The organism is Streptomyces sp. NPDC059875, assembly GCF_042731085.1.
Taxonomy (GTDB): domain Bacteria; phylum Actinomycetota; class Actinomycetes; order Streptomycetales; family Streptomycetaceae; genus Streptomyces.
This window is the reverse complement of sequence record NZ_JBHWJZ010000006.1, coordinates 55,457-80,030: the sequence shown is the minus strand read 5'-3', so window position 1 is coordinate 80,030 and position 24,574 is coordinate 55,457. Positions and strand designations below refer to the sequence as shown.

21 protein-coding genes are annotated in these 24,574 nt (G+C 69.1%); 11 read left to right on the top strand and 10 right to left on the bottom strand.

Features of this window, described 5'->3' with window-relative positions; translation table 11 throughout:
* The first annotated feature begins 47 nt into the window (after nt 1–47).
* Nucleotides 48–1,307: an MFS transporter gene (locus ACFV9D_RS09440; protein WP_385143395.1), complete on the top strand. Its 1,260-nt coding sequence runs from the start codon at nt 48–50 to the stop codon at nt 1,305–1,307.
* Between the two features lie 74 nt (nt 1,308–1,381).
* Here ACFV9D_RS09440 and ACFV9D_RS09435 read toward each other — a convergent pair whose 3' ends face one another.
* On the bottom strand, nt 1,382–2,824 hold the full coding sequence (locus tag ACFV9D_RS09435) for a CCA tRNA nucleotidyltransferase (protein WP_385143392.1): 1,443 nt from the start codon (nt 2,822–2,824) through the stop codon (nt 1,382–1,384).
* Nucleotides 2,825–3,004: 180 nt separating this feature from the next.
* On the opposite strand from ACFV9D_RS09435, the gene ACFV9D_RS09430 reads away from it, so the two are divergent.
* The 7 genes from ACFV9D_RS09430 to trxA all read left to right on the top strand — a co-directional run bounded on the left by ACFV9D_RS09430 (nt 3,005) and on the right by trxA (nt 12,505).
* Complete coding sequence (locus ACFV9D_RS09430; RefSeq protein ID WP_385143389.1) at nt 3,005–5,296, top strand: DUF6049 family protein; 2,292 nt, start codon at nt 3,005–3,007, stop codon at nt 5,294–5,296.
* Between the two features lie 45 nt (nt 5,297–5,341).
* Entirely contained in the window at nt 5,342–7,549 is a 2,208-nt protein-coding gene (gene murJ, locus ACFV9D_RS09425; RefSeq protein ID WP_385143386.1) for a murein biosynthesis integral membrane protein MurJ, read from the top strand.
* A gap of 118 nt (nt 7,550–7,667) precedes the next feature.
* Entirely contained in the window at nt 7,668–9,377 is a 1,710-nt protein-coding gene (locus ACFV9D_RS09420) for a protein kinase family protein (protein ID WP_385143383.1), read from the top strand.
* Between the two features lie 25 nt (nt 9,378–9,402).
* Nucleotides 9,403–10,107, top strand: coding sequence for an RNA polymerase sigma factor SigM (sigM, locus tag ACFV9D_RS09415; RefSeq protein ID WP_385143380.1), 705 nt, complete (start codon nt 9,403–9,405; stop codon nt 10,105–10,107).
* The gene (locus tag ACFV9D_RS09410) at nt 10,104–11,018 is read left to right on the top strand and encodes a zf-HC2 domain-containing protein (protein ID WP_385143376.1); all 915 of its coding nucleotides are present in this window, start codon (nt 10,104–10,106) and stop codon (nt 11,016–11,018) included. The genes sigM and ACFV9D_RS09410 overlap by 4 nt, the downstream gene beginning before the upstream one ends.
* A 125-nt stretch (nt 11,019–11,143) precedes the next feature.
* Nucleotides 11,144–12,118: a thioredoxin-disulfide reductase gene (gene trxB / locus ACFV9D_RS09405; protein ID WP_385143373.1), complete on the top strand. Its 975-nt coding sequence runs from the start codon at nt 11,144–11,146 to the stop codon at nt 12,116–12,118.
* A gap of 51 nt (nt 12,119–12,169) precedes the next feature.
* On the top strand, nt 12,170–12,505 hold the full coding sequence (trxA, locus tag ACFV9D_RS09400; protein WP_385143370.1) for a thioredoxin: 336 nt from the start codon (nt 12,170–12,172) through the stop codon (nt 12,503–12,505).
* A gap of 64 nt (nt 12,506–12,569) precedes the next feature.
* On the opposite strand, the gene ACFV9D_RS09395 is transcribed toward trxA, so the two are convergent.
* From ACFV9D_RS09395 to rpmH, 9 genes are all read right to left on the bottom strand, one after another.
* Nucleotides 12,570–13,187: a GNAT family N-acetyltransferase gene (locus tag ACFV9D_RS09395; RefSeq protein ID WP_385143367.1), complete on the bottom strand. Its 618-nt coding sequence runs from the start codon at nt 13,185–13,187 to the stop codon at nt 12,570–12,572.
* A gap of 166 nt (nt 13,188–13,353) precedes the next feature.
* Nucleotides 13,354–14,469 carry a ParB/RepB/Spo0J family partition protein gene (locus ACFV9D_RS09390; protein ID WP_385143364.1) on the bottom strand — a complete coding sequence of 372 codons (1,116 nt, stop codon included), beginning with the start codon at nt 14,467–14,469 and terminating at the stop codon, nt 13,354–13,356.
* Nucleotides 14,466–15,542, bottom strand: a complete 1,077-nt coding sequence (locus ACFV9D_RS09385; protein WP_385143850.1) for a ParA family protein — start codon at nt 15,540–15,542, stop codon at nt 14,466–14,468. The genes ACFV9D_RS09390 and ACFV9D_RS09385 overlap by 4 nt, the downstream gene beginning before the upstream one ends.
* Nucleotides 15,543–15,831: 289 nt before the next feature.
* Entirely contained in the window at nt 15,832–16,548 is a 717-nt protein-coding gene (rsmG, locus tag ACFV9D_RS09380) for a 16S rRNA (guanine(527)-N(7))-methyltransferase RsmG (protein WP_385143361.1), read from the bottom strand.
* Between the two features lie 115 nt (nt 16,549–16,663).
* Nucleotides 16,664–17,176, bottom strand: coding sequence for a protein jag (locus tag ACFV9D_RS09375; RefSeq protein ID WP_376439044.1), 513 nt, complete (start codon nt 17,174–17,176; stop codon nt 16,664–16,666).
* 13 nt (nt 17,177–17,189) lie between these two features.
* Nucleotides 17,190–18,503: a membrane protein insertase YidC gene (gene yidC, locus ACFV9D_RS09370; RefSeq protein WP_385143358.1), complete on the bottom strand. Its 1,314-nt coding sequence runs from the start codon at nt 18,501–18,503 to the stop codon at nt 17,190–17,192.
* A gap of 3 nt (nt 18,504–18,506) precedes the next feature.
* On the bottom strand, nt 18,507–18,833 hold the full coding sequence (gene yidD, locus ACFV9D_RS09365; protein WP_137994568.1) for a membrane protein insertion efficiency factor YidD: 327 nt from the start codon (nt 18,831–18,833) through the stop codon (nt 18,507–18,509).
* Complete coding sequence (gene rnpA / locus ACFV9D_RS09360; RefSeq protein WP_376439037.1) at nt 18,830–19,201, bottom strand: ribonuclease P protein component; 372 nt, start codon at nt 19,199–19,201, stop codon at nt 18,830–18,832. Before rnpA ends, yidD begins: the two co-directional genes overlap by 4 nt.
* Before the next feature lie 21 nt (nt 19,202–19,222).
* Complete coding sequence (rpmH, locus tag ACFV9D_RS09355) at nt 19,223–19,360, bottom strand: 50S ribosomal protein L34 (RefSeq protein ID WP_060891143.1); 138 nt, start codon at nt 19,358–19,360, stop codon at nt 19,223–19,225.
* Nucleotides 19,361–19,744: 384 nt separating this feature from the next.
* Here rpmH and dnaA point away from each other — a divergent pair, with 384 nt between their 5' ends.
* From dnaA to gnd, 3 genes are all read left to right on the top strand, one after another.
* A complete protein-coding gene (gene dnaA, locus ACFV9D_RS09350) occupies nt 19,745–21,514 on the top strand; it encodes a chromosomal replication initiator protein DnaA (protein ID WP_385143353.1) in 1,770 nt (589 codons plus the stop codon).
* Between the two features lie 896 nt (nt 21,515–22,410).
* Nucleotides 22,411–23,541 (top strand): DNA polymerase III subunit beta, encoded by a 1,131-nt coding sequence (gene dnaN, locus ACFV9D_RS09345; protein ID WP_015034855.1) that lies wholly within the window; start codon nt 22,411–22,413, stop codon nt 23,539–23,541.
* Between the two features lie 108 nt (nt 23,542–23,649).
* The gene (gene gnd, locus ACFV9D_RS09340) at nt 23,650–24,528 is read left to right on the top strand and encodes a phosphogluconate dehydrogenase (NAD(+)-dependent, decarboxylating) (RefSeq protein ID WP_385143350.1); all 879 of its coding nucleotides are present in this window, start codon (nt 23,650–23,652) and stop codon (nt 24,526–24,528) included.
* The last annotated feature ends 46 nt before the right edge of the window (nt 24,529–24,574 follow it).

Genomic DNA, 24,574 nt, shown 5'->3' with positions numbered 1-24,574 from the left:
CCCGGTCTGACGCCCGGGGGCCCTCTTCGTATGTGAGTCTTGCTGCCATGTCCGTCGTACGTGATCTGCGCGTACTCCTGCGCCTGACGAACTTCCGCCGCCTCCTCGCCGTCCGTCTGCTCTCGCAGTGCGCCGACGGCGTCTACCAGGTGGCGCTGGCCACGTACGTCGTCTTCTCCCCCGAGAAGCAGACCTCCCCTGCCGCCATCGCCTCCGCCATGGCCGTCCTCCTGCTCCCGTACTCCCTCGTCGGCCCCTTCGCCGGCGTCCTCCTGGACCGCTGGCAACGACGCCAGGTCTTCCTCTACGGGAATCTCCTGCGGACACTCCTGGCCTGCGGCACAGCGGTGCTGATGCTGATCTCCGTACCCGACTGGCTCTTCTACGCCTCGGCCCTCTCGGTGACCGCCGTCAACCGCTTCGTCCTCGCGGGCCTCTCCGCCGCACTGCCCCGGGTCGTGGACGCCGAGCGACTCGTCGTCGCCAACTCCCTCTCGCCGACCGCCGGCACGGTGGCCGCGACGGCGGGCGGCGGTCTGGCCTTCGGGGTGCGACTGATCTCCGAGGAGTCCGACGCCGCGGTCGTGGTGCTGGGCGCGCTCCTCTATCTCTGCTCCGCCCTCGCCTCCCTACGGATGCCCCGAGAGCTCCTCGGCCCCGACCCGGACGAGATCCAGCCCCGGCTGCGCGCCGCGCTGACCTCGACGGCCCGCGGCCTCATGGGCGGACTGCGCCATCTGGCCGAGCGGCGGCCCGTGGTCCGCGCACTGGCCGCGGTGAGCCTGATGCGCTTCTGCTACGGCGCCCTGACGGTGACCGTGCTGATGCTCTGCCGCTACGCCTGGAGTTCCACGGAGTCGGAGGGGCTCGCCCTGCTGGGGCTGGCCGTCGCCATCTCCGGAGCGGGCTTCTTCGCGGCCGCCGTTCTCTCCCCCTGGGCGATCGGGCGGTTCGGCGCCTTTGGCTGGATGGCCGTGTGTGCGGGGGCGGCCGCTGCTCTGGAGCTCGCGCTGGGACTGCCCTTCGCGCAGACCCCTCTGCTGATCGCGGCCTTCGTGCTGGGGCTGACCACCCAGGGGGCCAAGATCGCGACGGACACGGTGGTGCAGACGTCGGTGGACGACGCCTACCGCGGACGAGTCTTCGCGCTCTACGACGTCCTCTTCAACGTCGCCTTCGTCGGCGCCGCCGCGGTCGCTGCGCTGATGCTCCCGCCGGACGGCCGGTCCGCCCCGCTCATCGTGCTGGTCGCCGTTCTCTACGCCTCGACCGCGCTGATGCTGGTGCGAGGACGGAAGAAGGGGTGATGTTTCACGTGAAACATCACCCCTCCCGATCTCCGTTCCGTCGATGTTTCACGTGAAACATCGACGGATCCGGCTCAGCTCTGAGTCGCCCACCACTCCTTGAGTGCCGCGACAGCCGCCTCGTGCTCCATCGGCCCGTTCTCCAGGCGCAGCTCCAGCAGGAACTTGTACGCCTGCCCGACGGCCGGCCCGGGTCGGATGCCCAGGATCTCCTGGATCTGGTTGCCGTCCAGGTCGGGCCGGATCGCGTCCAGCTCCTCCTGCTCCTGGAGCTGCGCGATCCGCTCCTCCAGGCCGTCATAGGCGCGCGAGAGCGCCCCGGCCTTGCGCTTGTTCCGCGTCGTGCAATCCGATCGAGTCAGCTTGTGCAGCCGCGAGAGCAGCGGGCCGGCGTCGCGCACATAGCGGCGCACGGCCGAGTCGGTCCACTCGCCGGTCCCGTAGCCGTGGAAGCGGAGGTGCAGCTCCACGAGGCGCGAGACATCCTTGATCATCTCGTTGGAGTACTTCAGCGCCGTCATCCGCTTCTTGGTCATCTTCGCGCCGACCACCTCGTGGTGGTGGAACGAGACCCGGCCGTCCTTCTCGAAGCGGCGGGTACGCGGCTTGCCGATGTCGTGCAGCAGGGCCGCGAGCCGCAGTACGAGATCCGGCCCGTCCTCCTCCAGGTCGATCGCCTGGTCCAGGACGGTCAGGGAGTGCTCGTAGACGTCCTTGTGACGGTGATGCTCGTCGCTTTCGAGCCGAAGGGCAGGCAACTCGGGCAGAACATGATCAGCGAGGCCGGTGTCGACCAGCAGGCCGAGGCCCTTCCGCGGGTGGGCGGAGAGCACCAGCTTGTTGAACTCGTCCCGCACCCGCTCGGCGGAGACGATCTCGAGGCGGCCGGCCATGTCGGTCATCGCCGCGACGACCTCGGGGGCCACCTGGAAATCGAGCTGGGCGGCGAAGCGCGCGGCACGCATCATGCGCAGCGGGTCGTCGGAGAAGGACTCTTCCGGCGTGCCGGGGGTCCGCAGCACGCGGGCGGCGAGGTCGTCGAGACCGCCGTGCGGGTCGATGAACTCCTTCTCCGGGAGGGCCACGGCCATGGCGTTGACCGTGAAGTCACGCCGGACGAGGTCCTCCTCGATGGAGTCGCCGTAGGACACCTCGGGCTTCCGCGAGGTCCGGTCGTACGCCTCGGAGCGGTACGTCGTCACCTCGATCTGGTAGCCGCTCTTCTGGCAGCCGACCGTGCCGAAGGCGATCCCGACCTCCCAGACGGCGTCCGCCCACGGGCGGACGATCTTCAGTACGTCCTCGGGGCGGGCGTCGGTGGTGAAATCGAGGTCGTTGCCGAGCCTGCCGAGCAACGCGTCCCGTACCGAGCCTCCGACCAGCGCGAGGCTGAACCCTGCATCCTGGAAACGGACGGCGAGGTCGTCGGCGACAGGGGACACGCGCAGTAGTTCGCTGACCGCGCGGCGTTGCACCTGGCTCAGTGCAGTCGGGGTGTCTTCGTTGGCGTTCGGCACAACAGAAAAGGGTACGTGCCCCGGCCCGCGGCAGCGTCCTCGTTTTCCCGCAGGCCGGACCTCTCCCCACATCAGCTGGAGCAGTCCCCGGCACTTGGCCACAGCGTGCCTCGTTACCATGCGTGGACACAGCAACGGGGAACCACCGACACCACTGATACGACGAGGACGGGCGAACGCGTGGCCGAGGCGGCAGACATCCAGGGGACCCTTCCCTCACCTGCCCGTCGTTGGCTGCGGCGCACGGCATCCCTGATCGCCGGGGCGCCTCTGCTGGCCGGACTCCTGCACGGTGCCACGGCACCGACGGCGGCAGCCGCAGCGGCCGAAACCGGCGCCGGCTCCCGAACCGTCGATGTGTCTCTCGACACGCTCGCCCCGAGCGCACCGGTCGAGGGCGACACGCTTACCGTCTCCGGGACGGTGACCAACCAGAGCAAGCAGACGGTCACCGATGCCACGGTGGACGTCAGGGTCGGCCCCCGGATGACCAGCCGCAGCGAGATCGACGCCGTCTCGAGCCGCACCGGCTTCCGCCCGGGCAGCGATCCCGCGCCCTTGGGCGGCAGCTACAAGGTCACGATCCCCCGGCTGGCAGCTGGACTCAGCACGGAGTTCAAGCTCTCCGTACCGGTGGACAAGCTGGGGCTCGAGGACGAGGGCGTCTACCAGCTGGGCGTCTCGCTCTCGGGGCAGACGCCGGCCCAGGCAGGGGAGCAGGTCCTCGGGATCGAGCGGACCTTCCTTCCGTACCAGCCCGAGGCCGCGGAGAAGAAGACCCAGCTCACCTACCTCTGGCCGCTGATCTCCTCGGCCCATGTGTCGGCGGAGACCGGCACGGACGACCAGCAGACTCCGGTCTTCGAGAACGACGAGCTGGCCGCCGAGCTCGCTCCGGGCGGACGCCTGGACCACATGGTCACGCTGGGCAAGGAACTCCCCGTCACCTGGGTGATCGACCCGGACCTGCTGGCCACCGTCGACGCCATGACGAAGAACTACCGGGTCAAGAACGGCACGGACACCGTGCCCGGCAGGAACCAGGCCGTCGCCGAGCGATGGCTGGATGCCCTGCAGAAGGCGGTCGTGGGGCGGAACGTCGTCGCCCTGCCGTTCGCCGACCCCGACATCGCCTCCCTCGCCCACCGGGGCAAGGACGTCCCCGGCTCCGTGAGCCACCTCCAGCCCGCGACGGAGCTGGCCGGGACGACCGTGGAGACCATCCTCCACGTGAAGCCGTCCACCGACTTCTCCTGGCCCGTCGACGGAGCCGTCGACCCCTCGATCATGGATGTCGCGACCTCGGCCGGTGCCCGCAAGGTGATCGCCCGATCGGACAGCTTCCAGGACGACCTCCCGTACACCCCGACGGCGGCGCGGCCCATCGGCGGCGGCACCACCGCCGTCGTCAGCGACGCCTATCTGTCGACGGCGTTCGAGGGCGACATGCTCCCCGCCGGGAACTCCACGCGCGCCGTCCAGGAGTTCCTGGCCCAGTCGCTCGCGGTGACGCTGGAACAGCCCGACCAGCAGCGCAGCATCGTGGTCGCTCCGCAGCGGATGCCGACCACAGCCCAGGCACAGACCATGGCGAGCGCACTGCGCGGCCTGTCGGCCAAGCGCTGGACGGAGCCGCTGGACCTCATCGCGGCCTCCACGGCGAAGCCGGACCCCGACGCGGCCACCACGGTGCCCGGTTCCTCCCGCTACCCGCAGGAGCTGCGCAAGCAGGAACTGCCGGTGCAGGCCTTCCGCGACATGCAGGCCACCCGTGGTCAGCTGGACGACTTCAAGGTCATCCTGACCCAGCCGGACCGGGTGGTGACCCCGTTCGGCAACGCGATCAGCCGCGAGATGTCCACGTCCTGGCGCGGACAGGCGCCCGCGGCGTCGCTCTACCGGATCACGGTGCAGCAGTATCTGAAGAGCCTCTCCAAAGGGGTTCAACTGATCGAGAAGTCCGATCTCACGCTCTCCGGACGCAGCGCCACCATCCCGGTGACCGTCCAGAACAAGCTGCTGCAGGGCGTGGACCACCTGGAACTGCGGCTTACCTCCGGCAACAAGACCCGTCTGAAGCTCAACGGCGGCGAGGTCGCCGAACTGCCGGTCAGGATCGACGGCGGGCACAGCCAGTCGGTCAAGTTCACCGCTTCGGCCAACGCCAACGGCCCGGTGCCGATGACGGCTCAGCTGTTCACCGAGGACGGCACGCCGTACGGACAGCCGATGACCTTCACGGTGAGGGTCTCCGAGATCACTTCGACCGTGATGCTCGTCATCGCCGGTGGTGTCCTGCTCCTTGTCCTCGCCGGCGCGCGGATGTACACCCAGCGCAAGCGCGCGGCGGCCAGGAACGCCGAAGCGGAAGCCGCGGACGGCGACGATCCCGAGCAGCCGAGTGACCCGACACCGGACACCGGTCCCGAAAGCAGCGACCCGTCGGGCCCGGGTGAGAAAGTGGACCGTTGAGCGATGTCGTGGCCGGTCGGCCGGGGACGATGAGGTGGGGTAACCATGAACGCGCCGTACGACGGTGACCGCGGCCAGGGCGCGGGCGGCACCGAGCCGTCCGGTGGAACGCCCGCGGCGCCCCCGGGACCCGGCCAGACGCCGGTCCCTTCGCCGCAGCAGCCCGCCCCTGACCCGTACGCCCAGAACCAGTACGCCCAGGACCCCTACGTCCAGGACGCGTACACCCACGATCCCTACCGTGCGCAGGATCTGTCGGCACAGGACCCGGTGACCGAGGCGCTCTACGACCGCGCCGCCCACCCTCCGCCCCCACCGGGCACCTACCAGGAGCCTCAGCCGCTCTACCAGCAGCCGGCCGCGCCTCAGCACGCCCCCGACCCACGGGTCTGGGCACAGACCCCGGCGCCCGAGCCGGACGGCCCCTCGCGTCATCTGCCCTACGGCGACGACGCCCGCACGGTCCAGTTCACCGGCGTGGACGACCTGGTGACCCGAGCCGGCGACGAGAAGCCCGAGCCGGACGCCTTCGCGCACCTCTACCGGGACCAGCAGACCCCCGGTCAGGTGCCCTCGCCCGCTCCGGAGCCGAATCCGATGCCCGCCCCCGCCCCGAAGAAGTCCGGTCGCGCCTCCGGGCTGCTGAAGTCGAGCGCGGTGATGGCGGCCGGCACGCTGGTCTCCCGTCTCACCGGCTTCGTCCGCAGCCTGGTGATCACCGGAGCCCTGGGCGCCGCGCTGCTCGGTGACACCTTCACCGTCGCCTACACCCTGCCGACGATGATCTACATCCTGACGGTCGGTGGCGGTCTCAACTCGGTCTTCGTGCCGCAGCTGGTCCGCTCGATGAAGAACGACGAGGACGGCGGCGAGGCCTACGCCAACCGGCTGCTGACGCTGGTCATGGTGGCGCTCGGCGCGATCGTGGTCGTCGCCGTCTTCGCGGCTCCGCTGCTGATCCGGCTGATGTCGAACACCATCGCCGACGACGCGGCGGCCAACAGCGTCGCCGTCACCTTCGCCCGCTACTGCCTGCCCACGATCTTCTTCATGGGTGTGCATGTGGTGATGGGTCAGATCCTCAACGCCCGCGGCAAGTTCGGCGCGATGATGTGGACCCCGGTCCTCAACAACATCGTCATGATCGTCACGTTCGGCCTGTTCATCTGGGTGTACGGCACGTCCGGCGAGTCCCACATGGGTGTCCAGACCATCCCGGACGACGGCATCCGTCTGCTGGGCATCGGCACCCTGCTGGGCCTCGTCGTGCAGGCGCTGGCGATGATTCCCTACCTCCGCGAGACGGGCTTCCGCTTCCGCCCGCGCTTCGACTGGAAGGGCCACGGCCTCGGCAAGACGGTCAAACTGGCCAAGTGGACCGTGCTGTTCGTCCTGGCCAACCAGGCGGGCGTGCTGGTCGTGACCCAGCTCGCCACCGCGGCCGGTGAGGAGTCCGGCAGGGACGGCGCCGGCTTCCTCGCGTACTCCAACGCCCAGCTGATCTGGGGTATGCCGCAGGCCATCATCACCGTCTCGGTCATGGCGGCCCTGCTGCCCCGCATCTCCCGCGCCGCCCACGACAACGACCCCGGCGCCGTCCGCGACGACATCTCGCATGGTCTGCGGAACTCCGCCGTCGCGATCGTCCCGGTCTCCTTCGCCTTCCTCGCCCTCGGCGTCCCGATGAGCACCCTGCTCTACGCCTCCAGCGGCATCCAGGCGGCCCAGGGCATGGGCTTCATCCTGATGGCCTTCGGCCTCGGCCTGATCCCGTACTCGGTCCAGTACGTCGTCCTGCGCGGCTTCTACGCGTACGAGGACACCCGGACGCCGTTCTACAACACGGTCATCGTCGCCGCCGTCAACGCGGCTGCCTCGGCGGCCTGTTACTTCGTGCTCCCCGCCCGGTGGGCAGTCGTCGGCATGGCCGCCGCGTACGGTCTGGCCTACGCGGTCGGTGTCGGCGTCGCCTGGCGTCGCCTGCGCAACCGGCTCGGCGGCGACCTGGACGGCGCCCACGTCATGCGGACCTACGCCCGCCTCTGCCTGGCCTCACTGCCCGCCGCGATCGTGGCCGGCGCCGTGGGCTTCGGGCTGCTGAAGGTCGTCGGCGACGGCGCTCTCGGCTCGTTGGTGGCCCTGCTCGTCGGCGGAGCGGTGCTGCTCGGAGTCTTCTTCGTGGCGGCGAAGCGGATGCGGATCGAGGAGCTGAACTCCATGGTCGGTATGGTCCGTGGGCGCCTGGGACGATAGCCAGGCAGGCCCTGCGCAACCATCGTCGGCCGCCGCGTGTCGTGCATAGCGGCCGACTGTGGGCACAATTGGCTTGGCTGTTGGATGTGGCGCAACGGATGGGGAGGCAGGAACGACGGTGGCGGAACGTAGCACGGCTGCCGTCGACGTGGCCGACAACAGCGGTGACGACCCGCTGACCGCCAAGGCGGAGAAGGCCGCGACCGACGGGGTGGCGGAAGCGCAGGACACGGCGGAGAAGTCCGCCGCGGTCACCGAGGACAAGGCCGGTAACCGGCAGAACGGCGAACAGCCCTCCATCGAGACACCCGAACTGCACAGCGGGCACAAGTTGGCCAGGCGATACCGCCTGGAGGAGTGCGTCACTCGTCTGGACGGTTTCAGCAGTTGGCGTGCCGTCGACGAGAAACTTCGGCGTGCGGTCGGAGTCCATCTGCTGCCGGCCGACCACCCTCGGGCCCGTTCGGTCCTCGCCGCGGCCCGTTCCGCAGCGCTGCTCGGAGACCCCCGGTTCGTCCAGGTCCTCGACGCCGTCGAGGAGAACGACCTCGTGTACGTGGTGCACGAGTGGCTTCCCGACTCCACCGAGCTGACGACGCTGCTCGCCGCGGGTCCACTGGAGCCGCACGACGCCTATCAGCTCGTCAGCCAGGTCTCCCAGGCGATGGCCGCCGCACACCGTGAAGGCCTCGCCCACCTGCGCCTCACCCCGAGCGCCGTGCTGCGCAGCTCCACCGGCCAGTACCGGATCCGCGGCCTCGCCGTGAACGCCGCGCTGCGCGGTATCAGCGCCGAGCGCCCCCAGCGCACCGACACCGAGGCGATCGGCGCCCTGCTGTACGCGGCGCTGACCCAGCGCTGGCCGTACGACAGCGATGCCTACGGGCTCTCGGGCCTCCCCAAGGGTGTGGGCCTGCTCGCCCCCGACCAGGTACGGGCCGGAGTCCACCGCGGCCTGTCCGAGATCGCCATGCGCGCCCTGGCCAACGACGGAGCCACCGCCTCCCGCCAGGAGCCGCCCTGCACCACCCCGGACGAGCTCGCCAAGGCCGTGGCGGCGATGCCCCGCATCCGCCCGCCGGAGCCCGAGTTCCCCACCCCACCCGAATACCAGCGCACCACCTACCAGCAGGGCACCTACGGCCGCCCTCAGCAGCGTCCGGGCGTCACGACCACCCAGCCCGTGATCGCACCCCCGGCACCGCTGGAGAGCCGTACCGGAAGGGCCCTGAAGTGGGCCGTGTCCGCGCTCCTCATCGCCGCGCTCGGTCTGGGCAGCTGGCAGATCGCCGACCGGCTGCTCGACCAGAAGAGCACCACCGAGACCCCGCAGACGACTCAGCCGGAGAACACCGAGGACGAGAAGGCGCCCGAGACGGGCAAGCCGGTCGCGATCGTCGGCGCGCACGACTTCGACCCGCTCGGCGACGGCTCGGAGTCCCCGTCCCTGATAGGGAATGCCTACGACGGCAACCCCGCCACGGCCTGGCAGACGGCCAGGTACGAGGGCTACTCGAACTTCGGCAGGCTGAAGGACGGCGTGGGCATCCTGCTGGACCTCGGCACGGTTCAGCAGGTCTCCAAGGTCGACGTCACCTTCGAGGGCACCACTGCGGTGCAGCTGCGGACGGCACCGGAGAACGCCTCGTCCCAGCCCACGACACCCAACGACTTCACCACCGTGACCTCGCGGTCCGGAACCCAGGTGGCGCTGGCCGCCACCAAGCCCGTGAAGACCCGCTACGTTCTCGTCTGGCTCACCGACCTGCCAAGCAGCGGTGACGGCGGTTACCGCGGCAAGATCTCGGACATCAAGATCACCAGCTGACGGCCGAAGGGGAGGGGGCTCACCGTTGGACGATGCGATATACGGCGACATCGGCGACCAGGAACTCCTGGCTCGCCACGTCGCCGGCGATCCCGACGCCTTCGGTGAGCTCGTGCGGCGCCACCGCGATCGGCTGTGGGCCGTGGCCCTGCGGACGCTGGGGGACCGCGAGGAGGCCGCTGACGCCGTCCAGGACGCCCTCGTCTCGGCGTTCCGGGCCGCGCATACCTTCCGCGGCCAGTCGGCCGTCACGACCTGGCTCCACCGCATCACCGTGAACGCCTGCCTCGACCGCGCCCGCAAGACCGCCTCCCGCAAGACCTCACCCATGGACGACCCGGCGCGCTTCGAGCAGCTCCTCGAACCCGCCGAGTCCGCCGAGGCCCCCGCCGAACGCCAGGACCTCCACCGTGAGCTGCTGGCAGCCCTCGCCAAGCTCCCCGCAGACCAGCGGGCCGCCCTCGTGCTGGTCGACATGCAGGGCTACCCGGTCGCAGAGGCCGCACGCATCCTGGATGTCCCCACCGGAACGGTGAAGAGCCGCTGCGCACGCGGGCGGGCCCGGCTCCTGCCGATGCTCATCCATCTGCGCGCCGATACAGGGGGTAACGAAGCCTCCGACGGGGGAAGGAACCGGACGCCGGGGGCATCCGTCCCACCGGTGTCGGGGCCAACGGATAACGGATCGAATGGTCCGGCTGCTGTGAAGGGCGGAGGTGGGCGCGCGTGACTTCCACGACCGGCAGGGCCGACACAACACAGCACCCGGACGTCTCGGAGATCTCCGACCTCACCGAGGGGCTGCTCTCTCCGTCCCGCACCGCGGCCGTCCGACGACACCTCGACGGCTGCTCCCTGTGCGCGGATGTGCGGACCTCTCTGGAGGAGATCCGGGGGCTGCTCGGCACGCTCCCCGGTCCGCCGCGGATGCCCGCCGAGATCGCCGGCCGCATCGATGCCGCCCTGGCCGCCGAAGCGCTCCTGGACGCCACCACACGGGACGTCGACGCGCATGTTTCACGTGAAACAGCGAGCGCCCACTCCGATACGCACCCCAGCCCGAAGCCCGCCGCCGCAGAGCGACCTGCCGGCCGCCCTCGCGCCGCCACGGGTCCGGGCCGCCCCAAGACCCGGCGCCGCCGGATCGCTGCGCTCGGCGCGGTCTTCGGTGCCGCAGCGCTCGGCATGAGCCTGTTCTTCGTCCAGGGAGGCGTGCAGACGCTCAGTGGCGAGTCGGGCGACAAGAAGACCGACAGTGCCGCCAGCGGAATCGCCGCGGGCCAGTTCGACGGTCAGCCTCTCGATGCCCGGGTCCAGGAGCTCCTGCATCAGGGAGACAGCCTCACGGCTCCCAAGGAGAGCCACCCGGAGTCGTTGACCGCCGAGAGCGGCGGTGACACACCGAAGCGAGGCATGGCCGAGTCGCTGCCCAGTTGCGTCAAGGCCGGTACGGGCCGGACCGACACGGTCATCGCCTTCCAGAGGGGCAACTACCAGGGCACCCCGGCCTATCTCGTTGTCCTGCCCCAGGGCACCGACGGCACACGCGTGCAGGCCTTTGTGCTGGACGCCTCCTGCGCCGAAGGCGGCGGACAGACCAAGGCCGAGGTTCTGATGACGCAGGCGTATCCCCGCTCCTGACCTCGATGCCGTGCCGCGCGGCGGTCTCGGGAATGCTCGCCCCTTAGGATCCGTTGGGTGGGGTGAGAGTCACCGACCGACCGCCCCGTAGGCAGTGGCAGTCTGCAGAGACGAGGAAGAAACCCGTGAGCGACGTCCGTAACGTGATCATCATCGGCTCCGGGCCCGCGGGTTACACCGCTGCGCTCTACACGGCGCGTGCGTCGCTGAAGCCGCTGGTCTTCGAGGGAGCAGTCACCGCTGGTGGCGCCCTGATGAACACGACCGACGTGGAGAACTTCCCCGGCTTCCGTGACGGCATCATGGGCCCGGACCTGATGGACAACATGCGCGCCCAGGCGGAGCGCTTCGGCGCCGAGCTGGTTCCCGACGATGTCGTCGCCGTGGACCTGACCGGAGAGATCAAGACCGTCACCGACACCGCCGGCACCGTGCACCGCGCGAAGGCCGTCATCGTCACGACCGGCTCCCAGCACCGCAAGCTCGGCCTGCCCAAGGAGGACGAGCTCTCCGGCCGCGGTGTCTCCTGGTGCGCCACCTGCGACGGGTTCTTCTTCAAGGACCAGGACATCGCCGTCGTCGGCGGCGGCGACACCGCGATGGAGGAGGCCACCTTCCTTTCGCGCTTCGCCAAGTCCGTCACGATCGTCCACCGCCGGGACTCCCTGCGCGCCTCCAAGGCGATGCAGGAGCGCGCCTTCGCCGACCCGAAGATCAAGTTCGCCTGGGACAGCGAGGTCGCCGAGATCCACGGGGACCAGAAGCTCTCCGGTCTGACCCTGCGCAACACCAAGACGGGCGAGACCAGCGAGCTGCCGGTGACCGGTCTCTTCATCGCCGTGGGCCACGACCCGCGCACCGAGCTCTTCAAGGGCCAGCTGGAGCTGGACGCGGAGGGCTACCTCAAGGTCGACGCCCCGTCGACGCGGACGAACCTCTCCGGTGTCTTCGGCGCCGGTGACGTCGTCGACCACACCTACCGCCAGGCGATCACCGCCGCCGGCACCGGCTGCTCCTCCGCTCTCGACGCCGAGCGCTTCCTGGCCGCCCTTGCCGACAGCGAGAAGGTCTCCGAGCCGGCGACGACCCCCGCGGTCTGACCCGCACCCGGCTTTCCCCACCCCACACCCCGCGAAGTTAAGGAGGTCGCCGTGGCCGGCGCCCTGAAGAACGTGACCGATGCCTCCTTCGAGGACGACGTCCTCAAGAGCGACAAGCCCGTCCTGGTGGACTTCTGGGCCGCGTGGTGCGGACCGTGCCGCCAGATCGCCCCGTCGCTGGAGGCCATCGCCGCCGAGCACGGCGAGATCGAGGTCGTGAAGCTCAACATCGACGAGAACCCGGCCACGGCCGCCAAGTACGGCGTCATGTCCATCCCGACGCTGAACGTCTACCAGAACGGCGAGGTCGTGAAGACCATCGTCGGCGCCAAGCCGAAGGCCGCGATCCTCCGCGACCTCGAGGGCTTCGTCGAGGCCACTGCCTGACGCCTCTGTTTCACGTGAAACACCCACGGCCCGCCTCCGCATGGAGGCGGGCCGTCGTCGTTCGTCAGAGCGGCCGCAGCGCCGGCTCCTTCTGGACGGCGCCCAGAAGCCGGTCCAGCGCCAGCTCGACGTCTTCCTTCCACGACAGCGTAGTCCGGAGCTCCAGCCTCAGCCGTGGATGCGTGGGGTGCGGCCGGACGGTCTTGAAGCCCACAGCCGTGAGATGCTCCGCCGGCAGCACACAGGCAGGCTCCTTCCACCGGGCATCACCGAACGCCTCGATCGCCTTGAAGCCGCGCCGCAACAGGTCTTTGGCGACGGTCTGCACCATCACGCGGCCGAGCCCCTGCCCCTGATACCCGGGCATGATCCAGGCCGTCATCAGCTGCACCGCGTCCGCGGAGACCGGGCTCGTGGGGAAGGCCATCGAGCGCGGCACATACGCCGGGGGCGCGTAGAGAACGAAGCCGACGGGGACCTCGTCCACATAGACCACCCGGCCGCAGGACCCCCACTCCAGCAGCACCGCGGAGATCCACGCCTCCTTCTCCAACTCCGGCCGGCCGGCCTTCACCGCGGCCTCCCCGCTCACGGGGTCGAGCTCCCAGAAGACGCAGGAGCGACACCGCTTGGGGAGGTCCGGAAGGTTGTCCAGAGTGAGCGGTACGAGCCGACGCCCCACGGCTGTTCCTCGCTTCCCAACGGCCATCGCAGTACGGATACGCCCTCACAGAATCGTATCGATGGGGCGTTCAGGGCGATACCGCGCGCAGGCAAAGGGCGGGCCGTCTTCCGGCCTTCACCGGAACACGGCCCGCCCTTGGGGGACATGGAGACGTCCAGAGAACTCAGCTCTCGGCGTCGTCCTCGCTCTGCTCGGAGTTCCCCTGGTCCATGACCCGCCCCTCACCGGGAGCGAGGGTCGAGAGAATCCGGTCCAGATCGTCTATCGAGGCGAACTCGACGACGATCTTTCCCTTGCTCTTCCCAAGATCGACCTTCACGCGCGTCTCGAAGCGATCGGACAGCCGGGAAGCCAGATCGGTCAGCGCCGGGGAGACACGCGCCCCCGCCCTCGGACCCTTCGGCTTCGTCGTGGCCGTGGGCTCCGAGCCCATCAGCTGCACGATCTCCTCGACGGCACGCACCGAGAGACCCTCGGCCACGATCCGGTACGCCAGCTTGTCCTGCGTCTCCGGGTCCTCCACGGAGAGCAGGGCGCGGGCATGACCGGCCGAGAGAACACCGGCCGCGACCCGTCGCTGGACCGGCGGCGACAGGCGCAGCAGACGCAGCGTGTTGGAGACCTGCGGGCGCGAGCGCCCGATGCGGTCGGCCAGCTGGTCATGGGTGCAGTTGAAGTCCTTGAGCAGCTGGTCGTAGGCGGCCGCCTCTTCCAGCGGGTTCAGCTGCGCCCGGTGCAGGTTCTCCAGGAGGGCATCCAGGAGAAGCTTCTCGTCCTCCGTGGCACGAACGATCGCGGGGATCAGCTCCAGGCCGGCCTCACGGCACGCCCTCCAGCGACGCTCACCCATGATGAGTTCGTAGCGCTCGGCACCCAGCTGCCGTACGACGACCGGCTGCAGCAGACCGACCTCCTTGATGGAGGTGACCAGCTCCGCCAGAGCGTCCTCGTCGAAGACCTCACGCGGCTGCTTCGGGTTGGGCGTGATGAAGCCCAGCGGCAGCTCGGCGAAGTGCACCCCGGCGGGGGACTCCGGCTCCACCACCGGCTCGGCCTCGAGCACGGGACTCATCGGCGTCATCGCATCCGGGGACTGCGGGCTCTGCGGCAGCGTCGCCACCTTCGCGGCGGCCACACCGCGCTCCGAAGACAGGGCCGGAACGGCTCCCGGGGAAGCGGAGCCCGCCCCCACACCGACAGCCGGCGCCTGCCGCTCCTGGGGAGCAGCGGGGATCAGCGCACCGAGCCCACGCCCCAACCCCCTACGTCGCTCACTCACTGGATCCCCTCCGACATGCTGCTCTGGCTGTTCTGGTGGCCCACATGGGCGTGCTGCGGGTCGTAGTGGATCCCGACGCCCCGCAGCGCGATCTCACGGGCCGCCTCGAGATACGACAGCGAACCACTGGAGCCCGGGTCGTAGGTGAGGACGGTCTGTCCATAGCTCGGCGCCTCCGAGATACGCACGGACCTCGGGATGCTGGTCCGCAGCACCTCCTCGCCGAAGTGGGTGCGCACCTCGTCGGCGACCTGCGAGGCGAGCCTCGTCCGGCCGTCGTACATGGTGAGCAGGATCGTCGAGACATGAAGCGTGGGGTTGAGATGCCCACGCACCAGGTCGACGTTCCGCAGGAGCTGACCCAGGCCCTCCAGTGCGTAGTACTCGCACTGGATCGGGATCAGCACCTCGGCCCCCGCCACCAGGGCGTTGACCGTCAGCAGTCCGAGCGAGGGCGGGCAGTCGATCAGGATGTAATCCAGCGGCTGCTCGTATGCCTGGATCGCTCGCTGCAGTCGACTCTCCCGCGCCACCAGCGACACCAGCTCGATCTCCGCACCGGCGAGATCGATGGTGGCCGGGGCGCAGAAGAGACCTTCGACGTCCTGGACGGGCTGCACCACGTCGGAGAGCGGCTTGCTCTCCACCAGGACGTCATAGATCGAGGGAACTTCGGCGTGGTGGTCGATGCCCAGTGCCGTCGAGGCATTGCCCTGCGGGTCGAGGTCGATGACCAGGACCCGGGCCCCGTGCAGCGCCAGGGAGGCGGCAAGGTTGACCGTCGTGGTCGTCTTGCCCACGCCGCCCTTCTGATTGGCGACCACCATCACGCGTGTCTGGGCAGGCCGGGGAAGACCCTCGCCGGCACGCCCCAGCGCCTCTACTGCCAGTTGGGCAGCACGACCAATGGGGGTGTCGTCCATCGGGGGCGGTGTTTCACGTGAAACATCCTCCCCCGCCGATTCGGTTCGGGGACCGGGGACCGGATCGGTCATCGGTCCCGCGATGTTGGCGTCGGACCGCAAGGATTCACTCTCCTCGGCTTCAGGCTCGCGATGAACAGAGCCTGCCATGCTTTCGGGGTCGTGAACCAGCGAGGCCCGTGGTTCTGTGGATGAATCCACCTCTGTGGACAATCCCGTCCCCCTCGCGAGGGGCTTCGCGAGGGGTTTGCGGTCCCGGGGCGTGGCAGCCGCGCGGCCGCGGCTGATGATCCCCTGCAGCAGTGAGCGACGTTTCACGTGAAACACGATGCACTCGCCGCGCACCCAGGACCCCTCGACACTCCGAAATACGTACGTATGGCAGCTTGTAAGGATCAGTTGCGCGGCGTTGACGGCTCAGTCGCGCCACGTTGACGGCTCAGCGGCGACGCCGCGTCCTGCTCGTACGGGCGGCCTTGGCTCGCTTGGCGGCGAATCTCACACCACCCGGGCTCTCGCCGACCTCCACCCGTACGACGGTCGACAAGGGATCCACGATGCCCTCGCCGACCTGAAGCACGGAGGCCGCCACCACACCGAGCTTGGAGAGCGCGGCACGAGCGCCGTCGATCTCCTCCTCCGCCGTGTCGCCCTTGAGCGCCAGCATCTCTCCGTACGGACGCAGCAGCGGGACACCCCAGCCGGCCAGCCGGTCCAGCGGCGCCACGGCACGGGCGGTCACCACGTGCACGGGCGGAAGCTTGCCGAGCATCTCCTCGGCGCGACCGCGCACCACGGTGACATGGTCCAGGCCCAGCAGCTCCACGACCTCCTGAAGGAAGTTCGTCCGACGGAGCAGCGGCTCCAGGAGCGTGATCTTCAGGTCCGGCCGCACGAGGGCCAGCGGGATGCCGGGCAGCCCGGCGCCCGAGCCGACGTCGCACACGGTGACGCCCTCGGGCACCACCTCGGAGAGCACCGCGCAGTTCAGCAGGTGCCTCTCCCACAGCCGGGGAACCTCACGCGGGCCGATCAGCCCACGCTTCACGCCCGCGTCCGCGAGGAGCTCCGCGTACCGGACGGCCTCCGGGAAGTACTCACCGAATACCGTCCGCGCCTGTTCGGGCGCAGGGGGGAGCTCCGCTGCCTCCGTCACGGGAACCGTCCTTCCGCACCGCACACATAGGTGCGAGCGCACTGTGGTGGCTGACTATCAGGCTGACAAGATCGGCCCCGCCTGCGAGCAGACGGGGCCGACACTGCGAGAGGGGTCAGGCAGGGAGAACGACGACGAAGCGCTGCGGCTCCTCGCCCTCGGACTCACTGCGCAGACCGGCCGCGGCGACCGCGTCGTGCACGACCTTGCGCTCGAACGGCGTCATCGGGTCCAGCTTGACCGGCTCACCGGTCGACTTCACCTCGGACGCGGCCTTGGCACCGATCTCGGCGAGTTCCGCACGCTTCTTGGCGCGGAACCCGGCGATGTCGAGCATCAGCCGGCTGCGGTCACCGGTCTCCCGGTGCACGGCCAGGCGGGTCAGCTCCTGGAGCGCCTCCAGCACCTCGCCGTCGCGACCCACGAGCTTCTGCAGGTCGCGGCTGCTCGAGTCGCTGACGATCGAGACCGCGGCCCGGTCCGCCTCGACGTCCATGTCGATGTCACCGTCGAGGTCGGCGATGTCGAGCAGACCCTCGAGGTAATCAGCCGCGATCTCACCCTCCTGCTCCAGGCGGGTCAGGGTGTCGCCACCCTCGGCGGCGGCGGAGATGGTGCCTTCCGTCACGGATGGACTCCTTCTACTTCTTGGACGACGGGTGCTTCGGGCGCTGCTGGCCCTTGCGCTGACCGGACTTGGCCTGACGGGAACCCCCGGAGTTGGCCCGGCTCGGCCGCGCGGGCTTGTCACCCTGCGCCGAGTCCTTGCCCTCGTCCTTGGCCTCGTCCTGCGGCTTCTTCTCCAGCGAGGTGGTGGGCTCCTCGCCGGACGCGTCGGAATCCTCGGCGTCCTCGGCGCTCTTCGCCGTGGAGTGCTGGGCCGCGGCCTGACGCTTCGCCTTGGTCTGGCGCTTGGGCTGCTGACGCTTGGCCGCGGCACCGCCCTCGACCTCGGCGGCGACGGTGTCGCTCTTGATCACGGTGCCGTCGGCCTGGGGCGCGAAGCCGGCCTTGGCCAGGCCCGAGAAGAAGCGACGCTCGTTCTCGTTGCGGTCGGCGCCCTTGGCGACGATGGCCTTGACGATGTTCTTCCGACGACGGCCACGGACCTCACCGTGCGACCCGACGCTCTTCAGCAGGCGCTGGAGGTAGGCGTCCTGGGCCTTGCTGCCCGGGGTGGGGTTCTGGCTGATCACGTACATCTGCTGGCCCATGGTCCACACGTTCGTGGTCAGCCAGTAGACGAGCACACCGACGGGGAAGTTGATGCCCATGACGGCGAAGATCACCGGGAAGATGTACATGAGCATCTTCTGCTGCTGCATGTACGGCGTCTTCACCGAGAGGTCGACGTTCTTCATCATCAGCTGGCGCTGCGTGTAGAACTGCGAGGCCGACATCATGATGATCATGACCGCGGTGACGATGCGGACCGAGGTCAGCGAGGCGTCGAGAGCGGCGACCTCGGCGGCGCTGTCGGTGAAGGTGGCGGCGAGCGGGGCACCGAAGATGTGTGCCTGACGGGCGCTGGCGAGCAGCGGGCCGTCGATGACACCGATCTCCTTGCCCTCGGCGATGTGGGAGAGCACCGAGTACAGGGCGAAGAAGAACGGCGACTGCGCCAGGATGGGAAGGCACGAGGAGAGCGGGTTGGTGCCCGTCTCCTTGTACAGCTTCATCATCTCTTCGGACTGACGCTGCTTGTCGCTCTTGTAGCGCTCCTGGATCGCCTTCATCTTCGGCTGGAGCGCCTGCATGTTCCGCGTCGACTTGATCTGCTTCACGAAGAGCGGGATCAGACAGATACGGATCAGCACCACGAGGGACACGATCGACAGGCCCCAGGCCCAGCCCGTGTCAGGGCCGAAGATCGCCCCGTACAGCTTGTGGAACTGGACGATCACCCATGAGACAGGTGTGGTGATGAAGCTGAAAAAATTGGCAATCGTGTCCACTAATCAGGCTCCTTGAGCATTGGGCGAGGTCTCTGCGGCCGGGCTCGTCTCGGCGGTGGACCCGCCCTTGTCGCCACGCAGCGCGTTCCGCAGCAGTTCGTGCCAGCGAGGACGCTTGCGCGGAGGCACGTGGTCCACGCCGCCGGGCGACCACGGATTGCACCGCAGGATGCGCCAGGCGGTCAGGGCAGTGCCCTTGATCGCGCCATGCCGGTCGATGGCCGTGAATCCATAGTGGGAACACGACGGGTAGTACCGGCAGACGGGCCCGAGAAGCGGGCTGATCGTCCACTGGTACAGCTTGATGAGAGCCAGCAGCGGGTACTTCATCGCGTGCCCCCTCCCAGGAGCCGCTGAAGAGCGGTGTCCAGGTCTCGGGCCAGCTGTGCGTGATCGGCGTCGCCGGCTCCGGGCAATGCCCGTACGACCACCAGGCTACCGGGGGGCAGCTCGGACAGCCGTTCGCGGACGAGATGGCGCAGGCGTCGCTTCACCTGGTTGCGTACGACGGCGCCGCCCACGGCCTTGCTCACGACGAAACCCGCACGTGCCGGGGAAGCGCTCTCCCCAGGCGCGTGCGGGTTCGTTGCACCGCTGTTCAGGTGGACGACGAGGAGCGGGCGACCGGCCCGGCGCCCTCGGCGTACCGCGGTTGCGAAGTCCTCGCGCCGCCTCAGCCGATTCTCGGTAGGCAGCACGTCATGACCTGTTTAAGCGGATCAGGCGGACAGGCTCGAGCGACCCTTGGAACGGCGGTTCGCCAGGATGGCGCGACCGGCACGCGTACGCATCCGCAGGCGGAAGCCGTGGGTCTTGGCGCGACGACGGTTGTTCGGCTGGAAGGTGCGCTTGCTCACTCGGGGGCTCCAGAAATGATTCGTAGATGGCGGGACATCGCCTGGCTGTCACCGTGCGCCCACGAGTAGCTCGCAATACGCCCGAGTGCACCGCTTCACGATCACAGACCGTGATCTTTGCCCATCGGAGGCAGGCGGCAGCAGCCATCGACAACTCGACCTGGTTACGGTACGCGCGGCTACGCCATCCGGTCAAACCGACCGATCACCGGGGTCCATTGTGCACAGGCTGTGGACAACGACTTGAACGAGGTCAGCCGCCGCGACTACCGTGGCTGGACTCCTGAATCTTTTTCCGTTCTGTCCTCACCTGTCCGGACGGACATCGACCCCCCACCGTCCCGAGAACCACACATTCGTGGGACCTGCGAGAAAGCGTGCCCTGTGGCTGACGTACCTGCCGATCTTGCCGCAGTGTGGCCACGCGTGCTCGAGCAGCTCCTCGGAGAAGGCCAGCAGGGCATCGAGCCCAAGGACAAGCAGTGGATCGAGCGCTGCCAGCCTCTCGCGCTGGTGGCCGACACCGCACTGCTCGCCGTCCCCAACGAATGGGGCAAGCGGGTCCTCGAGGGACGCCTGGCACCGCTGATCAGCGAGACCCTGAGCCGCGAGTGCGGCCGCCCGATCCGGATCGCGATCACCGTCGACGACTCGGTCGGCGAACCGACCCCCCTCGCACCTCCGGTCCAGCAGCAGCCGCCGCGCTACGACGAGCGGCCGCCGGCGGAGCCCTACGACAAGTACGACGGCTACGGCCACCGGCCCATGCCCGACGACGGTCTCCCCACCGCGCGCCCCGCCTACCCGGACTACCAGCAGCAGCGCCCCGACCCGGGCTCCTGGCCGCGCACCCAGGAGGACCTCTCCTGGCAGCAGCCGCGGCTCGGTTCGTTCCAGGAGCGCGACCCGTACACGGGCCCGCGACCGCAGCAGCCCCAGCAGCCGCGCTACGACGAGCGGCCGCCCGCCTACGACCAGCCGCAGCGGCCGGAACGGGCCGAGCTGCCAGACACGCCGCGGCCCGGCACCGGCCCGGGTCCCCGCCCGGGCGGCCCCGTACCGGGTCACGGGGGCGGCGCCGGCTCCGGGCAGGGTTCCGCGTCCGGTGCCCCCGGCGAGCAGCACGCACGGCTGAACCCCAAATACCTCTTCGACACCTTCGTCATCGGTTCCTCGAACCGGTTCGCGCACGCCGCCGCGGTCGCCGTGGCCGAAGCGCCGGCCAAGGCGTACAACCCGCTCTTCATCTACGGGGAGTCGGGCCTCGGCAAGACCCACCTGCTGCACGCGATCGGGCACTACGCGCGGAGCCTCTACCCGGGCACGCGTGTGCGGTACGTGAGCTCGGAGGAGTTCACCAACGAGTTCATCAACTCGATCCGCGACGGCAAGGGCGACACCTTCCGCAAGCGCTACCGCGACGTGGACATCCTGCTGGTCGACGACATCCAGTTCCTCGCGAGCAAGGAGTCGACGCAGGAGGAGTTCTTCCACACCTTCAACACGCTCCACAACGCGAACAAGCAGATCGTGCTCTCCTCGGACCGGCCGCCCAAGCAGCTGATGACCCTGGAGGACCGGCTGCGCAACCGCTTCGAGTGGGGCCTGACCACCGACGTACAGCCGCCGGAGCTGGAGACGCGCATCGCGATCCTCCGCAAGAAGGCGGTGCAGGAGCAGCTCAACGCGCCGCCGGAGGTACTGGAGTTCATCGCCTCCCGCATCTCGCGGAACATCCGTGAGCTGGAGGGCGCGCTGATCCGCGTCACCGCCTTCGCGAGCCTCAACCGACAGCCGGTGGACCTGGGGCTGACCGAGATCGTCCTCAAGGACCTCATCCCGGGCGGCGAGGACTCGGCGCCGGAGATCACGGCCGGCGCGATCATGGCGGCCACCGCCGACTACTTCGGGCTCACGGTGGAGGACCTCTGCGGGTCCTCGCGCAGCCGGGTCCTGGTGACGGCCCGCCAGATCGCCATGTACCTGTGCAGGGAGCTCACGGACCTGTCGCTGCCGAAGATCGGCGCGCAGTTCGGCGGACGCGACCACACGACGGTGATGCACGCGGACCGGAAGATCCGTGCGCTGATGGCCGAGCGGCGCTCGATCTACAACCAGGTCACCGAGCTGACCAACCGCATCAAGAACGGCTGAGGGGGAGCGGCCGAGCGCCGCACCCACACCCTCCGAAGGGCGCCCCGGGACACCTCCTGGGGCGCCCTTCTCCGTTTCCCGGGCGCCTGTGAGGGGCCTGCGAGGGGCCTGCCGGGCGTCTGTGGGCTGCCTGCCGGGCGCCTCCGCGAGGCCTCCCACACGCCTGTGCGCGGTCGCGCTGTTCGAATACGAGGCGCGGGTAGTCGGTTCTCCACAGATTGGGGGATGATCTTCCGTCCACAGGGTGGGGACTGCCAAGTTATCCGGATCGCATCCACAGGCTCGGCAGCTGAGGGGGCATCACACCAGGTCAGGCGGGTGTGGATTTGTTGGCAACCTTGATCCACAGGTTGTGGACGAATCTCTCGTCCACAGGGGGGTTCCTCCGTTGTCCACCGCCAACCCACAGGGGGCCGTCAGTTGCCCACAGCTTCTCCACACCGCTGTCCACTGTTCGGCAACGAAACGCCCGGGCTCACCGCGTCGAGTGAAAGCGGTCACACCAAGGGAGACGATTGGGCTGTGGGGAACGTGGGTAAAGCTGGGGACATCGCTGGGGAGAAGTCCCAGTGGCCTGTGTACCGGGTGTGCAGAACTTTCGGGTGTCCACAGAACGCCTCAGTTGTCCACCGGGTCCACCCACAGGGGCAGTGGACAAAAAACCGGTGTTGACCTGCGCAGATGGCGTTATCCACGGTTTCCACAGGCCCTACTACTACTCCCACATAGAGTTAGCCCGGAATTCGCTTCGAAGTGGGACCTGTGCACAACTCGGTGCCGGAGCCTCGGCGACCTCTCGTCGCGACTTGACCCCGAGCCGCACCGAGTGTCGGCGGCGTACGTCAGACTGGTTCCCGCAGTCGACGAAGAGCCAGCAACAGCAGGAGGCGGTTCCGGTGAAGATCCGGGTGGAGCGCGATGTACTCGCGGAGGCGGTGGCCTGGGTGGCCCGCAGCCTCCCGGCCCGTCCGCCGGCGCCCGTACTCGCGGGCCTTCTGCTGAAGGCCGAGGACGGCGCGCTGAGCTTCTCGAGCTTCGACTACGAGGTCTCGGCGCGGGTCTCCGTCGAGGCGGAGGTCGAGGAGGACGGCACCGTCCTGGTCTCCGGCCGCCTGCTCGCCGACATCTGCCGCGCCCTGCCGAACCGCCCGGTGGAGATCTCCACAGACGGTGTACGGGCGACCGTGGTCTGCGGCTCCTCCCGCTTCACCCTCCACACCCTGCCTGTGGAGGAGTACCCGGCGCTGCCGGAGATGCCCACCGCGACCGGCACCGTGCCCGGTGAGGTCTTCGCCTCCGCCGCCGCCCAGGTGGCCATCGCCGCCGGCCGCGACGACACGCTGCCCGTCCTCACCGGTGTGCGGATCGAGATCGAGGGCGACACGGTCACCCTGGCCTCCACCGACCGCTACCGCTTCGCGGTCCGCGAGTTCCTGTGGAAGCCGGAGTCCCCGGACGCCTCCGCCGTCGCTCTGGTGCCCGCCAAGACCCTTCTGGACACCGCCAAGGCGCTGACCAGCGGTGACACGGTCACTCTTGCGCTGTCGGGCTCCGGCAAGGGCGAGGGCCTGATCGGTTTCGAGGGCGCGGGCCGCCGCACCACCACGCGGCTGCTCGAGGGCGACCTGCCGAAGTACCGGACGCTCTTCCCCACGGAGTTCAACTCGGTCGCGGTGATCGAGACCGCCCCGTTCGTCGAGGCCGTCAAGCGTGTGGCCCTGGTGGCCGAGCGCAACACCCCGGTCCGGCTCAGCTTCGAGCAGGGCGTGCTGATCCTGGAGGCCGGCTCCAGCGACGACGCACAGGCTGTGGAGCGTGTGGACGCTCAGCTGGAGGGCGACGACATCTCGATCGCCTTCAACCCGACCTTCCTGCTGGACGGCCTGAGCGCGATCGATTCCCCGGTCGCCCAGCTCTCGTTCACGACGTCCACCAAGCCCGCGCTGCTGAGCGGCAAGCCGGCCCTGGACGCCGAGGCGGACGAGGCGTACAAGTACCTGATCATGCCGGTGCGGCTCTCCGGATGACCCTTCGGGACGGCCGTCGACTGAGCGGCTGACCCCACAGGTGTGCACCCGGGTCCGGGCGTAGGCTCGGACCCGGGTAAACCGCACACGACGCTTAAGGAATCTCTGATGGAGCTCGGTCTCGTCGGTCTCGGCAAGATGGGCGGCAACATGCGTGAGCGCATCCGCCGCGCAGGCCACACCGTCATCGGATACGACCGCAACCCGGACCTCGCCGATGTCCACAGCCTGGAAGAGCTTGTGGGCAAGCTCAAGGGTCCGCGCGTCGTGTGGGTGATGGTCCCGGCCGGTGCCGCGACCCAGTCCACGATCGACGAGCTGGCGAATCTGCTCTCCCCCGGTGACATCGTCGTGGACGGCGGAAACTCCCGCTGGACCGACGACGAGAAGCACGCCGAGGAGCTCGCCGCCAAGGGCATCGGCTTCGTCGACTGCGGCGTCTCCGGCGGCGTCTGGGGCCTGGAGAACGGCTACGCGCTGATGTACGGCGGCGACGCCGAACACGTGGCGCGGGTTCAGCCGATCTTCGACGCGCTCAAGCCCGAGGGCGAGTTCGGCTCGGTCCACGCGGGCAAGGTCGGTGCGGGCCACTTCGCGAAGATGGTCCACAACGGCATCGAGTACGCGATGATGCAGGCGTACGCCGAGGGCTGGGAGCTCCTGGAGAAGGTCGACTCCGTCACCGACGTGCGCGAGGTCTTCCGCTCCTGGCAGGAGGGCACGGTCATCCGTTCCTGGCTGCTGGACCTGGCGGTCAACGCGCTGGACGAGGACGAGCACCTGGAGCAGCTCCGCGGCTACGCGCAGGACTCCGGCGAGGGCCGCTGGACCGTGGAGGCCGCGATCGACAACGCGGTGCCGCTGCCCGCGATCACCGCGTCGTTGTTCGCGCGGTTCGCCTCCCGCCAGGACGACTCCCCGCAGATGAAGATGATCGCCGCGCTGCGCAACCAGTTCGGTGGCCACGCGGTCGAGTCCAAGAAGTAATCCACAGGCTGTGCACCCCTCGGTGCACAGCAGCCGGGGGAAGGTC

Coding starts and splice junctions, on each gene's coding strand:
- ACFV9D_RS09440 (WP_385143395.1), top strand. CDS start 48: ATGTCCGTCGTACGTGATCTGCGCGTACTCCTGCGCCTGACGAACTTC.
- murJ (WP_385143386.1), top strand. CDS start 5,342: ATGAACGCGCCGTACGACGGTGACCGCGGCCAGGGCGCGGGCGGCACC.
- ACFV9D_RS09385 (WP_385143850.1), bottom strand. CDS start 15,542: ATGGCAGGCTCTGTTCATCGCGAGCCTGAAGCCGAGGAGAGTGAATCC.
- yidD (WP_137994568.1), bottom strand. CDS start 18,833: ATGAAGTACCCGCTGCTGGCTCTCATCAAGCTGTACCAGTGGACGATC.
- gnd (WP_385143350.1), top strand. CDS start 23,650: ATGGAGCTCGGTCTCGTCGGTCTCGGCAAGATGGGCGGCAACATGCGT.